We start from the raw sequence: 14,711 nt of genomic DNA, 5'->3' as shown, positions 1-14,711 counted from the left end.
CAAAGCGGTCTCAATGATATAGGATTGGATTGGATTGGATTGCCACACCTAACATTGACACCGCGGCGAAACATTCAGCATGGCCAGGGGCTGCCTCACTGCCTTTGCTCATAATTTTATAATCCCTGATATTAAAAGAGACCGGGATTAAACCCGGTCTTTGGCGACATCTTTTCCAATTTTATCAGAATCGAAGGGCAGGGGAATCTTCTCAGTGTTATCTGGCTTCCGCGACTTGTTGTTTGTTTTTTTAGCCATAACCAATTTACCCCCTTTAACATTTCACAAATAGGATTCTCTGAATAATAAATTCTATACATTCCTTTTTCCATTCAACAAATCCAACAAGTGTTTTTTTATGTTAATTGCTCCACCGGATAGGAGAAGGTCCTGCTCACGAGGCCTGGAGAAGGGAACGTGGATCTTATCTAAAATTCGAGCAGGGCTATGGCTTAATACAACAACTTCATCTGACAAAAGAATTGCTTCTTCAATATCATGGGTAATAAAAACAACCGTCGGGCGGCTCTGGCTCCACACATTAAGAAGCCACTCCTGCATTTCTCGCCGGGTCAAAGCGTCCAGTGCTCCAAAGGGTTCGTCCAAGATCAAGGTGTTCTGTCCAAATAAGAAGGTTCTTAGAAGTGCCCCCCTTTGCCGCATTCCGCCGGATAATTGATGCGGGTAATGCTCTGCAAACTTACCCAAGCCGAAACGATCGAGCCAGTGGCGTGCTTTCTCCCTGGATTGACGTTTATCCTCACGCCGAATATCGCTGCCTAAGGCAACATTGTCCAACAAGGTGCGCCAAGGCAATAGTAAATCTTTTTGGGGCATATATCCCACTTGACCCGGGACACCCTTAATGGATCGGCCTTCTAAGAAAATATCACCTTGAGCAGGCACCTCAACTCCGGCGATTAAATTACAAATCGAACTCTTTCCGCAACCGGATGGACCAATCAGAGAAACGAATTTTCCCGTTTCTACCTCTAAGTTAATGTTTTTCAAAACATCCAGAACAGATTTCCCGCCGTCCTGATACGATAGCGACACATCTTTAAGTATTAGCATAATCTAAGCCTTGGGTAAGAAATCGTTTGTAAACGCTTTGTTCGTATCGATCATTTTATCCAGAAGCTTGTGTTCGAACATCCATTGAGCATAATTGTGCCAGACAGAGGCTTTCTGAACACCCCATTGCGAAGCATCTGCCTGATATTGCTTGCTAATCCAAGCTTGGCTTTTCTTAATAAGCTTCTGGTCTTCCTCCGGAGCATTTTTGATCAGGATATTTGCCGCATCATCGGGGTTTTTAATAGCATATTGGTATCCTTCACTGACGGCTTGAGTAAAGCGGCGAACGACATCGGGTTTTTCCTTAATCATTTTTTCACTTGTAACTAAAACCGGTGTGTAATCATCGAGAGCCGGATTAATATCTTTAATCCACATCATGTTTAGAGGCGTACCAGCCAGTTCGGCCTGAATCCCTTCCCAGCCATAGAAAATCCAGGTCAGATCGATAGAACCTTTTGACATACTGGCAATGGGATCAGCATCACCAATATTTATTATTTTTACCTTATTAAAATCCGCATGTTCCTTTTCCATCAAGGCTTTAATGGTCTCTGTCTCCGACGGCAGACCCCAGCCGCCGTAAGTCTTGCCTTCAAAATCCTTCGCCGTCTGGATATTCTTACTCTTCAGGGAAGCAAAACCCGACGTGTTATGCTGTAAGATTGTGGCTATAGAAACTAAGGGCAGCCCTTGGACGCGGGCATCTGTGACTTGTTCCTGAGCGCTTATCCCGAAATCAGCTTTGCCGGTGGCCACCAACTGTTCCACCGTTCCTTGACTCGAAGGAGGAACAATTTGGACATCCAGGCCCTCCTTGCTAAAATAGCCTTTGTCTTTAGCCACATAGAGGCCCGTATGATTAGTATTCGGTGTCCAGTCCAACATAATTGTCACTTTGTCAGGCTTTGCTGCCGGCTTTGTCTGCGCAGATTCTGCTGCTTTCTGCGTACTTGTGCTGCATCCGGTTAACAAAAGGAGGGCACATAAGCTTGCAGCCAGCGTTACACTTAATACTTTTTTAACATGCTTTATTTTCTTTCGTCCGCCGACAACTTCTGATTTAAACAATGGTTTAATCATAATTCCTACTCCTTTTCCGCAACTTCTTTCCCAACATGGGGATGTTCTCTAATCTTCCTTAGTATGTAACCAAGGTAAAGCAAGCCGTCGAATTCCCGCGATTAAGACAAAGTAAAATAGACTTAATATCGTAATAGCGACAATTGCGGCAAATACCTGATCTGTTCGAAATGAATGAGACGAACGGGTTAAATATACTCCTAAACCGGAACTAGCTCCAAGCCACTCACCAATCACTGCTCCCATAACACTATAGGTTGCAGCTATCTTCAATCCCGCAAAAAATGATGGTAAAGCATTAGGCCAGCGAATCATATACAAGATTTGCCAGCGTGTTGCTCCCATACTCTTAAGCAGATTAAGCAGGTCATCATCACTGACCTCTAATCCCTCTATTAAACTCACGGCGATTGGAAAAAAACACACTAAGACAACAGTAACAATTTTAGGCAGCAGGCCATATCCCAGCCAGAGAATCAAAAGTGGGGCAACCGCGATAAGAGGCACTGTTTGGGACACAATCAACAAGGGATAAAACAAACGCTTAATCAGAGGCGAAAGTACCATTGCCACCCCTGCCGCTAATCCTAAAGCTATTGCCAAAACGAACCCCGCAGTTGTTTCCAAAAGTGTTGTCAACGTGTGTGCCCAAAGCAACTCTCTAGTATTCCAAAAGGCTTTCAGTACATCTATAGGAGATGGAATCAGCCAGAGAGGCAATTTGAAATAGGAGACAATGATTTGCCAAAGGGCCAAACAGATTACTAGAAATACGATTGTCGGAATACTATCACGCCATTTTTTCTGGAACCGCCCTGATTTGAATGGCATTTCCTTACTTCTCCCGGTATTTTTTAATCTTTTCTTCGATGGTCGTTTTACCAGGATTATAGTCCATCTTAATATACGTCATAACCCGCCCCGCCCCGGCTTTTATACAAGCGTCCTGTGCCTTTCGTATAATCGCCCACAGTTCATCGGGTTCCCCCTCCATGGTAGTTTCCATCGGCCCAACCTCATAGGTCACACCACTGGCAGCCACAACAGCGATTGCTTCATCGACAACTTCAAAAAGCCGATCGTCTTCAACTTTTGGCAACACCTGAAATGCCATCATAATTTTAGCCACTCCAGACCACTCCTTTTAATTAGTATCATTTAGCAATCAGACTAAAACCTTCCCAGTACAGATTTCTTTTGGCATATCAACTAAGATACTTCCCATCCGAAAATTCTGCCCATTTTCTGGTGAAAATACGAAAACCGCACATGACATGCGCGGTTTACTTCTTCTCAACACATTTCCTCCGCTGGCATTATCCAGATCAGGTTCGGTCGGCAGTAACTCTAACCACCCTCTCAGCCTAATTTCTTAAGCTCCCGTTATATTCAGTTTATGCCTTTCTTCTAAAGTAGCACACATGGGGGTATTGTGCAAGCCTATTTAGTGACATACTCCCACTACCTACGCTCTTCAAACACTTTTAACATTTGCTCAACCATCCTCACATCTTAAGATGGTAAAATAGATCATATCTTCAAGGGTTTTAGCATTGACAAGACCTAACTCTTCATATAGACTAGTAAAAATTCTTCGATTGAAACCTTTAGAACAGGGAGTGTTTAAATTGGCTTATTATTATGAAGATGCGTCAAGAACGTTTAGCGAATATTTGCTCGTTCCAAATTTGACAAGGACAGATTGTGTTCCCAGTAATGTAAATCTCAAAACACCTTTGGTTAAATTTAAGCGCGGCGAAAAATCCCCGCTGCAGTTAAATATACCCTTTGTATCTGCAATCATGCAATCGGTCTCTAACGATAGTTTAGCCATTGCTTTAGCAAGATGCGGGGGGCTTTCCTTTATTTATTGTTCACAGTCGATAGAGGAAGAAGTCGAAATGATTAAGAAAGTCAAACGATTTAAAGCCGGTTTTGTGGTTAGTGATGCCAACCTTACACCTGAACATACACTGAAAGATGTTATCCAGCTTAAGAAGAAGACGGGCCATTCGACCATTGCCATTACTGAAGACGGCACTTCCTCAACAAGATTAATGGGACTCGTGACGACTCGGGACTATCGGATTAGCCGGGATGTTCTGGATAAGAAAGTTTCCGAGTTTATGACCCCGTTATCGAAACTAATCGTAGGCCAAGAGGGAATTAGTCTCAGTGAGGCAAATGATATTATATGGGAACACAAACTCAACAACCTGCCTATTATTGACAAAAATCAAAACCTGCTCTATTTTGTATTCCGAAAAGATTACGACGATCATAAAGAAAATCCTTATGAATTACTGGATTCGGAAAAACGCTTTGTCGTTGGAGCCGGAATTAATACCAGAGATTATGAAGAGAGGGTCCCCGAATTAGTAAAAGCCGGCGCCGACATTCTGTGTGTTGATTCCTCCGACGGGTTTAGCGAGTGGCAGGGGAGAACCATTTCCTATATTAAGAATAAATATCAGGGAAGCGTCAAGGTTGGCGGCGGCAATGTTGTTGATCGTGAGGGATTCATGTATTTAGTAAACTCCGGAGCTGACTTCGTTAAAATTGGAATCGGCGGAGGCTCCATTTGCATTACCCGAGAACAAAAAGGCATCGGAAGAGGCCAGGCCACTGCGGTTATTGAAGTCGCTAAAGCACGCGATGACTATTATAAAGAAACAGGGATATATGTCCCCATATGTTCTGACGGCGGAATTGTTCACGATTATCATATTGTCTTAGCCTTGGCCATGGGAGCAGACTTTGTTATGATGGGAAGATATTTTGCTCGTTTTGATGAAAGCCCTACCAAGAAGGTAAAACTCGGCAACAATTATGTCAAAGAATATTGGGGCGAAGGCTCTAATCGTGCCCGCAATTGGGAAAGGTATGATCTAGGTGAAGGAGATAAACTCCATTTTGAAGAGGGAGTCGACAGTTATGTTCCTTATGCAGGCAGATTACAAGATAATTTAGAGGGAACTTTAAGCAAAATCAAATCAACAATGTGCAGCTGCGGAGCAATCAGCATTGAGGAATTACAGCGAACAGCCCGTATGTCGTTAGTTTCTTCTACAAGTATTATTGAAGGCGGCGCCCATGATGTAATCCTAAAAGAGAACAATTATTAATGCTTCTTTTCTTGGAAAAGACTTAAAAGATCACTAAAACAAAAGGCCAGGTTCAAGTCCTGGTCTTTTGTTTTAGCTTTGCAACCTTATATCCAACCTCTCACTTAAAAAGGTAGAACCTAGGATCAAAACACCGCCCATGATTTGCAAAGGACTCATTTTTTCTCCCAGAAAGACAGCCGAGATGATCACCGCCGTGATGGGGTCAATATAGCTTAATGCGGCGATAGTCTGTCCTTTTAATTCTTTGATCGCTGTGAAATATAAGAAGTAAGCAATCCCTGTATGAAGAATACCTAGAATAAGGATGAAAACCATTGAGCGTAAGGTTAACCCAGAAAAATCTACTGTATCACCCAAAACAATATAAGGCAGGAGCACCAGGCTTGATACCATCAATTGCACGAGGGTAGTTTCAAACCCAGTTAGGTTTTTTATAAATTTATTCATGATGATGACACCCGCATAGAGTACTGCTGCTGAAAGACCATATGCTATACCGAGAAAATGATTACTCCCACTGCCTGTATCGCTGCCTCCCAGGTTAATTAGAAATAATCCGGCCATAGCAATAATAATGCATCCGACCTTAGTGAACGTTAATCGTTCCTTAAGGAGAAAGGGAGCCATTATCATGACAAAAATCGGAGCAAAATAATAACTTAAGGTTGCATTGGATATGGTCGTGTATTTATAGGCTTGAAACAAGAAAATCCAATTACATCCGATGGCGGCGCCCGATAAGACTAAAAGTAACCCATTTTGTTTAATAGCCTTAAAGGATGGCCTTTGTTTAACAAGAATACTTGCCAAAATCAAAAAGGCGCTGCCAATAATTCCTCTAAGAAAGGCGATCTCACTGGAAGACAAAGCAATATTGCGGACAAAAACCCCGATACTACCGAATATCAACATGGTTGTAAGGATTTTTAATTTTCCCATTATCGTTCCACCCCTGTCTGATCTCTTTAGGTCAAGATGCTGAATCTATACTATTCTCTCTTTTTCAGCGAATACCTTTTTATCCAGTTTTTAAGACCCTCACTTCTATAAGTGGTGGGCGTTGATCCTTCGTTAACTTCAGGTGGGGTAGAGTCCTCCTTCGCCGCTAAGTATTCCTATTGAGAGAGGCGGCTCGGCAATAATGTCCACCGGACATTATTGTATCTGAAGCCCCGATGTTCAGCTTTAGCGTAAGCGAGTTCACTCCCGTTTTATCCAATCGTAAAACTCCCACCCCTACAAGTGGAGCGTTTCCCATACCTTGCCTCTCTTTTACTTACTCTCAAAGACTTCTCCTAGACTAAAAAACCTTTACACATAAAAAAGGCACCGGTGATTACACCGCTGCCAAAGCTCTTGCCTTAAGCTTAATGCTCATTTAGTCCTGAATAATGAGAATGACTTCTATAATTTAGAAGGACTAATTTCTCTCAATCAAATCAAGGTACTTTTGTCGTCGCGCCACACTTTTATAAGCCGGCCTAATAATTTTTCCGGCATTAACAATTTCCTCAATACGATGGGCACTCCAGCCTGCGATTCGAGCAATAGCAAACATGGGTGTATACATTTCAACAGGGATATTAAGCATTTTATAAACGAATCCGGAGTAAAAATCGATATTGGCACTGACTGTTTTATACATCCTATTAAACTTAGCGATTACTTGAGGAGCTAACCTTTCTACCGATGCGTAGAGTTTAAATTCATCATCCAGTCCTTTTTCCTGAGCTAGTTTGGCTGCATAATCCTTAAGAATAACGGCTCTCGGATCTGAAATGGAGTAAACGGCGTGGCCTATCCCATAGATCAAGCCAGACCGGTCAAAGGCATCTTTTGTTAAAATCCGAGTTAGATATTGCTCAATTTCTTCATCATCATTCCAATCCTTGAGCTGATTCTTCATATCTTCAAACATTTTAATTACTTTAATATTAGCTCCGCCATGCCGCGGCCCTTTAAGAGCACCTATAGCTGCCGACATCGCCGAATAAGTATCTGTGCCGGTAGAAGTTACGACATGAGTAACAAAGGTCGAATTATTTCCCCCGCCATGTTCAGCATGCAGCACCAAAGCGAGATCCAGGAGCGCAGCTTCAAGTTTGGTGTACTTACTGTCCGGTCTCAGCATTGTCAGAATGTTCTCGGCTGTGCTTAACTCCGGACGCGGGCTGTGAATAAAGAGACTTTGATTGCTATAGTAATGGGATAAGGCGTGATAAGCATACACCGCTAAGGATGGAAAACAGGCTATCAGCAGCAAGCATTGTTTTAAAACATTGCTGATGGAAGGATCGTCAGGGTTATCGTCAAAAGAATATAAGGCAAGGACACTTCTGGCAAGAGCATTCATAATGTCTTTGCTGGAGGACTTCAAAATAAAATCGCGGGCAAAATCTTCCGGCAGCTTCTGATAACCAGCCAAAATTTGTTTGAAATCCTCTAGACCTTTCTGATCAGGAAGATGGCCAAAAAGCAATAAAAAGGCAGTCTCTTCGAAGCCGAATCGGCCATCTCGTGTGAATCCATTGACCAAATCGGAAATATCATAGCCACGATAAAGTAATCGGCCTGGAACTTGGATAATTTCACCTTCGTCCAGGATATAGGAGTGTACTTCACCAATTTCTGTCAGACCGACAAGGACACCTCTTCCGTCAAGATCCCTAAGCCCCCGTTTGACTTGGTATTTGCTGTATAATTCAGGATTTATCAAACTGTTCTTTTCGGCAGTCTTGCTCAAAGTGACAAGTGTTTTCCCTTCGGTTAGTTCGTAATTTGGCATCATTTATCCTCCCTCAAATAAAATAAAACACCCCAGACACAATGTCTGGGGTCAGCTAAGTCGAAAAAGTAAAAGAATAATAAGGCGGGGCAATAAGAGCCTAGCCTATCGTTCTTTCCTTTCAACGCTTACGAAGTTAGCTGACGGATTCGGGTCGAAAGTAACCCTACCTCCCACAGGAAAAAATTCCTTTGGAGGATTCACCCCAGATAAATGGTTCCCCCGCTTCTAAAAAGAATTAAGCGATTTAGGACATTTAGATGATACATTTATTGGAATATATTATATCACATCTATAGATTATAATCAATTATATAAAATAGAGCTGTATTGATACTAACCTTCAGCCCCGGTGATATCTTAAGTAATGATATATATTAATTGATACTTAGTATATATTATTGTATATATAAAATAATTGTTATTAAAAAGGGATTAAGGCTAATTTGTAGAACTACTATTTATTCAGCTTTAGCTGAACGAGTTCACTGATTAGTACGTATTAGAGTTATAAGGGCATTAGATATGATAGATGCAGAAAAGGAGTTAGCTTTGGATACAAATATTCCAGAGGTTTCCTTAAAGGAGCTTCTTAAGCTGAAAAAAGTCTTCTTAAATTTCAATTATGTCTTTATCATCAATTCCTTAGATGGACGGACCCAGTACAGCAATCCAGTTTTGCCAACACTTCTTGGAATTACCCAAAAAACCATAGAAAATCTAACAGCGGCAGAGATCATCCGACAATATGTTCATCCTGATGACCAAAAGTCTTCAATCCAAGCAATCACAGAAGTAATGAAAGGAAAGAGAATTCATGGTTTAACGAATCGCTACTGTCTTTCTAACGGCACCTATCAGCAATTTTCCTGGATGCTGATCCCCATTCCTACGGAGGAAGTTTTTTATGCAATTGCTTGCCCGACTGCTGACGGTATAATTCCTAACAATAAGGCTGCTGATAAACCAGATATCAGAATCCACAGCATCTTTCACAATATATCCGATTACTTTTATGTTCTCGATAATTCATGGAAGTTTGTTTATGTCAACGGTTCTGCTGCCCAACTTTTCTTATCGTCAAAAAAGGAAAAAATTCTGGGGAAATATTACTGGGATATATTCCCTGAATCAGATGATCTGTACTTCCTGAAATTCACAGAAGCCAAACTTACCCAAAAACATATCTATTTTGAAGCTTTCTCAGTGCTTTCATGCGGCTGGGTTAGGGTTAACGTTTATCCTTCTCCGGAAGGCCTCTCTGTCTACTTTCGAGATATTTCCGATCAGAAGTGCTTGGAGAAATCCCTGGCAGATGAGCAAAAACGTCTTCACGCTATTTTAGCCGGACTCCCCGGTTTAGTTTACCTGCGTACCTCTGAGGGAAACGTTGTTTTTGCTAATCATAAGTTTAAGGAGATTCAGGGCGAACCTGGTAATAAAAAATGTTTTGAACTCCTTTTTAATAGAAATCGTCCTTGTAAGGACTGTAATATGGAATCGAAAACCCAATCCTCCAGCCCCCTACAATGGCAGTGCATTATCAAAGATGTTATTTATGAAGTATATCAGCATCCTTTTGAGGATTTTGACGGAACTCAGTTATTTCTAATGCAGCTCCTGGATATTACCAAACGCAAACTTGCTGAAGAAGAAATAGGCCGTTTAGATCGGTTAAACCTCGTTGGTGAGCTGGCAACAAGTATTGCCCATGAAGTAAGAAACCCCATGACAACCGTTCGCGGCTTTTTGCAACTCTTAAAAAGCAAAAACATTTCTCAGGAAAACACTGATTATTTTGATCTTATGATCAGCGAGTTAGATCGGGCTAATGGCATTCTTAATGAATTTTTATCTGTTGCTAAAATTAATGCCAAATTGCGGACACCAGTCAAACTCAATAACTTAGTGGATTCTTTATACCCTTTAATTATGGCTGATGCAACCAATCAAGATAAACTTGTCGTCCTTGAGGCAGAGAAAGTCCCTGAACTCATGTTAGATGAACGCGAAATGAGACAACTCGTCCTTAATCTCACAAGGAATGGCCTTGAAGCAATGAGCCCTAAGGGAACTTTAAACTTAAGGACCTATCAAAACAAAAATAGTATTGTTCTGGAGGTAGAAGACCAAGGCTCTGGCATCAGTCAGGAAATTCTAGAACGTTTGGGCACTCCTTTTCAAACAACGAAAAAAGGCGGAACAGGGATCGGCCTGTCTACGTGTTTTAATATTGCCGAAAGACATAATGCTAAAATTGAAGTGATAACTTCTCCTTCCGGCACAAAATTTATTGTGCGTTTTAAGGATCCCAGTCTAAAGGAAATACCCTCTTAGTGAAAAGCTCCACTCAAGAAAAATGAGAGTTCTAGTCTTAAACTTTACACAGGTTTGAATGCCTTCTTACTGGCTCCGCATAATGGACATCTCCAGGTATCCGGCAGTTCCTCGAAGGGCACACCCGCAGGTACTTTACTTTTTTTACAACCCTTTTCCGGATTATAGATATACCCACAACTTTGCATTTGACATTGCCACATTTTGTTCTCTTCGCTCATCTTAACTCCCCCTTTTATCTTTATTTTATCATTAAATTATAATAATTTAAATATAATAGCAAAGCCTTATAAGTATTATTTTAAACCTTATTTGAAAAATTTAATAATATCTCCATTGAAGGATTAAAGGGGCTGCGCAAATTGAATCTGCAACAGCCCCTATTGCTATAGTCATTCTTATAAGTTGTAGCCTTTAAATCACCAGTCCAAGGGGATAAACACTTTATCACTGTTAGTAAGTGTCTTATAGACTACCTATGCCCGCGAAGCTTAAGCAAGCAATGCTGCGCCTAACGCAGCGAACAACTAACTTTGTATTCACTGAGCCGAGATGCAATCCGACTTGCCTCATACACGAATCATCTCTAGTAAAGCTTCTATTCGAGTTAAAAGCTGACCTTGATCTTCTTCAGAAAAATCGCTTTCCAGCCGCAGATATGGAATATGTTTTTTCTCCATTTCTTTGCCCACGAAATAACTTTCCACACCATAGGGCTGACAGAATTGAAGCGAAAAATCGATTACAGCATCCGCTTTTAAGTTTTCAGCCATGTGCACAATATCTTCGAATCGTCCTTGATTCGGGGTAAAGCAAGCGCAATTCACTTTTAAAGGCCGCTTGGCAATATTAGTAAGCATATCCCCGACGTTATCGGCACGTTCAGTAATATCCTTATAATAACGTTCTCCGGTACAGGTTTCCTCCCCAACAACAACAGCCCCTGCCTGTTCAATTAAAGCATGAAGTTTCCATGCTGGTAAGGGCTGGGGAGTCCCCGTTACTAATATCCTCGGAGCATCGGCAGGTGCGGCACCAATGCCCTCTTTGACCCGCTGATCAAGTTCATCGCACAAGGCATTTACTTGTGCAGCAAAACGTACAGGATCATCAAAGAATGAGAGCTGATTAATTAAGAGGACATCCAAGCCGTGAATCGGTGCCGGGGTATGTTTTCTTAAGTCAGCCAATCTTTGTAGGGCAAGGCGTTTATTGTTAATCGTCTCAATTCCCTGAGCAAGATTCTCAGCAGTTAATTTCACCTTTGTTTCGCGTTCAATAAATGAGGCGAATTCCCGCACTTCTTCTTCCCAAAGGGAAACATCTTTGGTTTCCTTCTTTTGCGGCAGTTCCATGACATATGTAGGGATATACTTGTTAAGAATTTCCCAGGCCTTCTTCTTTCCATCACAAGTCGTTTCCCCAATGACCCAATCAGAAACTTGGAAATAGGGGCATATGCGGTCTAATTTGAAACCCATTGTCGATTTAATCAAAGGACATAGATTACGGGGCAGAACCTTTTCCCCCGAAGGAACAGTATACTGAGCCCCGGCACAGAGGCCAATGCTGGCACTCCCCGTCGCCACAATAATTTCCTCCGGCACATATACGCAAAAGGTTGAAAACACCTTCCCACCGGCTTGCTTCTTAGCATAAAGTTCATGAACACGAATTCCATGAACATCACCAACCACTGTATCAAAATATCCCATCCCTTTGGGACGATTAGGCCGATCTAAAAATAAACTCGTAAAAACTGTGGGTATCGGTGCCAAAAAATCATCGTGTTTTTCTAAATCCATATCCAATGCTGTCCATAATTCTCGGTTATCCATTAATTTTTTCCCCTCCCCAATCATAACTTTTTGCTTATTATATATTATCATTAAATACCCATGACTAGAAGAGTAGTTTTACTAATAGTGTTAAATATTAATAGCCGGAGCGCATCAAAATGTGTTCCGGCTTTTCTTTAGGAGTTGCTCATTTCTTATAGTTTTTTGTAACAGTCGGACATATTATCCCCCAGCCTTCATGCCTAAATGTTTTATGACTTCATATAAAGTGTTAAGCTCAATTATATCAAGATTCTTAAACCGAGAAGAATCGCGTACGGTATTTCTCGCCACGTAGACACGCCGGAATCCCATTCGGTCTATTTCTCGTATCCTCGCTTCAATAGCCGGAACTTTCTTTAGTTCTCCAGTCAGCCCGACGTCGGCTACGAACACTGTGTCATTAGGAATTGCTTTATCCATAACTGAAGAAACGATACACATAATAATTGCTAAATTAACCGCCTGCTCTTTGAGTTGAAGACCCCCTGTTGTTTTTATCACAACATTTTTATCGTAGAGGCTAATCTTTCCGCGTTGTTCCAGAATAGAAATAAGAGTATTTAGTTGGTCACGCCTTAAACATTCAGCAATTCTGGAGGGATAGGGGGTAAAGGATTTTGAAACAAGGCTTTCAACTTCCACGATAATTGGGCGTGTTCCTTCCTTTATAACGGCTAAAGCGCTTCCTGAAACCGTTTGGCCTTCTTCCCTCTGGGTCATGAAGAATTCTGAAGGATTATCGATGGATAACATTCCCTTTTCTGTCATAGAGAAAAAACCGATTTCTCCCGTACTCCCAAACCTGTTCTTCGAACACCAGGCTCCTCGTAATTCTTCCCCGTTTTCCCCATTCAAGATCAAAACAGCATCAACTAGGTGCTCTAACGCTCGTAACCCGGCAATTTCATCATCCTTCGTCATCTGACCAACCATAATCACTGCTCTGGGGCGTTCATTGTTTTTGGCAACTTTTAAAAGTTCATTGGCACAGCCCATAGTTTGAATGGGAGAACCAGGACGTGAATGGTGTTCTTCCAACGTAAAGGTTTGAATACTATCGATAATAACTAAATCCGGATCCAATTCATTGACTGTAAGGAGCACATGATCCATACTTGTATTAGAATATATCCAAATATCACCATTTATTCCCTTTAAAATTCGATCGGCTCTATTTTTTATTTGCGTATCGCTTTCTTCTGCCGATGCATAAAGCACCTTATATCCTTGAGATGCCACATCATCAGCTACTTGTAACAACAAGGTTGACTTTCCGGCTCCCGGTCTTGCTGTAAGTATAATAATCGAGTCTTTAACGATGCCACCGCCTAGAACTCGGTTAAACTCAAGAATGCTGGTAACAATTCTGTCACTATTAGCGGCTGAAACTTCAGATAACCTCTTGACAGAACCCGTCTGTTTCACTGTTGGACTCTGAGAAGATATTGGTTGGTTAATAAGTTCTTCAAAGGTGTTCCATTCTTCACAGGTTGGACATTTTCCCATCCATTTTGGGCTCTCACTGCCGCAGTTCGAACAACGATAAATGATCTTAACTTTCATACCAAACTCCATTTCATAATCCCTTAGGATGCTTACCAGTACCTCAGGGATATCACTGTTTTAATACTACTATCTATGGATTATGTCTCTCACTTTTGGATCTTACTCTTATTATAATGCTTTATGAGAAGGAGAAGTATATAGTATCAGCTCACAAATGCGAATCAAAAAACCAGGTAAGTACTGTTTGCACATTTCAAGTCTTACCCGGTATTAGTCGATAGATTTCTTCAATTGTTTTAAAATTAATCAATGTAAATAGGTCTGTTTTTGATCCGTACTCAGACCATTTTCGATCAAGTACTGATAATCACCCTTCGTGTCAAACGTTGTTGGATTTAGACGTTCACGTTTTTCAAAAACATTTGAATCAGCCATCATTAACATAGCCTTGGCAGAAGTTATTCCATAAATCAAATTATTGAACATCGCCGAATACTGAGACTTTGTTAGGTGGGTCTTTTTATATAAGCCCACTTTTTGACCACCCGTATATAAAACACCCCAGGTTATGATAGATGATACTAGCCCTTTGGCCACATAATGGTCCTTACCTGTCTTCTTTAAAATGTACATTAGTGGAAGGCCAAAAATCGAACCTGTTGCCAAATGTAGAATTTGCCCTAGAATGAAATTCTTTTTCTGCTTCGTTCTGATTGGACTTACAAACAGCTGACCTGCCATTGTTGCATAACGTCCTTCCGTTTTCCCAGCTCGATAGATTACTTCATTTGATATATCCATAAAGATAGTCCCAACCAGACCTCCCAATAATCCTGTCAAAATGGAATCTTGAGTTTTGCCCAGTCTATTGAATAAACTTATTGCTTTCATGAGCACTGATACCACCTCCTTATTAATTTTTAGTATGTTCACTTTTTTAATAATCATTTAGTA

Annotated in this window: 13 protein-coding genes and 2 riboswitches; of the genes, 2 read left to right on the top strand and 11 right to left on the bottom strand. The window is 41.2% G+C overall.

Going from position 1 to position 14,711, the window contains the following annotated elements; translation table 11 throughout:
- Positions 1–312 precede the first annotated feature (312 nt).
- The 5 genes from DEAC_RS02380 to DEAC_RS24485 all read right to left on the bottom strand — a co-directional run bounded on the left by DEAC_RS02380 (position 313) and on the right by DEAC_RS24485 (position 3,457).
- Positions 313–1,074 carry an ABC transporter ATP-binding protein gene (locus DEAC_RS02380; protein WP_242847058.1) on the bottom strand — a complete coding sequence of 254 codons (762 nt, stop codon included), beginning with the start codon at positions 1,072–1,074 and terminating at the stop codon, positions 313–315.
- A gap of 3 nt (positions 1,075–1,077) precedes the next feature.
- The gene (locus DEAC_RS02375; RefSeq protein ID WP_047808448.1) at positions 1,078–2,160 is read right to left on the bottom strand and encodes an ABC transporter substrate-binding protein; all 1,083 of its coding nucleotides are present in this window, start codon (positions 2,158–2,160) and stop codon (positions 1,078–1,080) included.
- Between the two features lie 48 nt (positions 2,161–2,208).
- A complete protein-coding gene (locus DEAC_RS02370) occupies positions 2,209–2,991 on the bottom strand; it encodes an ABC transporter permease (protein ID WP_047808447.1) in 783 nt (260 codons plus the stop codon).
- Positions 2,992–2,995: 4 nt separating this feature from the next.
- The gene (locus DEAC_RS02365; protein WP_200903088.1) at positions 2,996–3,277 is read right to left on the bottom strand and encodes a thiamine-binding protein; all 282 of its coding nucleotides are present in this window, start codon (positions 3,275–3,277) and stop codon (positions 2,996–2,998) included.
- 48 nt (positions 3,278–3,325) lie between these two features.
- Positions 3,326–3,457 (bottom strand): hypothetical protein, encoded by a 132-nt coding sequence (locus tag DEAC_RS24485; protein WP_282434433.1) that lies wholly within the window; start codon positions 3,455–3,457, stop codon positions 3,326–3,328.
- Positions 3,445–3,554, bottom strand: a riboswitch (TPP riboswitch). (Overlaps the previous gene by 13 nt.)
- A gap of 234 nt (positions 3,555–3,788) precedes the next feature.
- On the opposite strand from DEAC_RS24485, the gene DEAC_RS02360 reads away from it, so the two are divergent.
- Positions 3,789–5,285, top strand: coding sequence for an IMP dehydrogenase (locus DEAC_RS02360; protein WP_047808445.1), 1,497 nt, complete (start codon positions 3,789–3,791; stop codon positions 5,283–5,285).
- 72 nt (positions 5,286–5,357) lie between these two features.
- Here the strand turns inward: DEAC_RS02360 and DEAC_RS02355 are convergent, their stop codons facing one another.
- Together DEAC_RS02355 and DEAC_RS02350 are read right to left on the bottom strand one after the other, a co-directional pair.
- Positions 5,358–6,227: a DMT family transporter gene (locus DEAC_RS02355; RefSeq protein ID WP_047808444.1), complete on the bottom strand. Its 870-nt coding sequence runs from the start codon at positions 6,225–6,227 to the stop codon at positions 5,358–5,360.
- A 481-nt stretch (positions 6,228–6,708) separates the two neighbouring features.
- Positions 6,709–8,073, bottom strand: coding sequence for a citrate/2-methylcitrate synthase (locus DEAC_RS02350; protein ID WP_047808443.1), 1,365 nt, complete (start codon positions 8,071–8,073; stop codon positions 6,709–6,711).
- A 110-nt stretch (positions 8,074–8,183) separates the two neighbouring features.
- A riboswitch (cyclic di-AMP (ydaO/yuaA leader) is annotated at positions 8,184–8,328 on the bottom strand.
- 270 nt (positions 8,329–8,598) lie between these two features.
- Between DEAC_RS02350 and DEAC_RS02345 the strand changes: the two genes are divergently transcribed.
- On the top strand, positions 8,599–10,410 hold the full coding sequence (locus DEAC_RS02345; RefSeq protein ID WP_053006259.1) for a PAS domain-containing sensor histidine kinase: 1,812 nt from the start codon (positions 8,599–8,601) through the stop codon (positions 10,408–10,410).
- Positions 10,411–10,454: 44 nt separating this feature from the next.
- On the opposite strand, the gene DEAC_RS02340 is transcribed toward DEAC_RS02345, so the two are convergent.
- From DEAC_RS02340 to DEAC_RS02325, 4 genes are all read right to left on the bottom strand, one after another.
- Positions 10,455–10,631, bottom strand: coding sequence for a rubredoxin (locus DEAC_RS02340; protein WP_047808442.1), 177 nt, complete (start codon positions 10,629–10,631; stop codon positions 10,455–10,457).
- 348 nt (positions 10,632–10,979) lie between these two features.
- Positions 10,980–12,248, bottom strand: coding sequence for a double-cubane-cluster-containing anaerobic reductase (locus DEAC_RS02335; RefSeq protein WP_047808441.1), 1,269 nt, complete (start codon positions 12,246–12,248; stop codon positions 10,980–10,982).
- A gap of 183 nt (positions 12,249–12,431) precedes the next feature.
- On the bottom strand, positions 12,432–13,814 hold the full coding sequence (gene radA / locus DEAC_RS02330; RefSeq protein WP_083995876.1) for a DNA repair protein RadA: 1,383 nt from the start codon (positions 13,812–13,814) through the stop codon (positions 12,432–12,434).
- 249 nt (positions 13,815–14,063) lie between these two features.
- A complete protein-coding gene (locus tag DEAC_RS02325) occupies positions 14,064–14,648 on the bottom strand; it encodes a DUF6789 family protein (protein ID WP_047808729.1) in 585 nt (194 codons plus the stop codon).
- Between the last annotated feature and the right edge of the window lie 63 nt (positions 14,649–14,711).

Origin of the sequence: Desulfosporosinus acididurans, from assembly GCF_001029285.1 — a bacterium.
In the GTDB taxonomy this organism is placed as follows: Bacteria; Bacillota; Desulfitobacteriia; order Desulfitobacteriales; family Desulfitobacteriaceae; genus Desulfosporosinus; species Desulfosporosinus acididurans.
The sequence above is the reverse complement of the archived record's forward strand: the minus strand, read 5'-3'. Positions and strand labels throughout refer to the sequence as shown.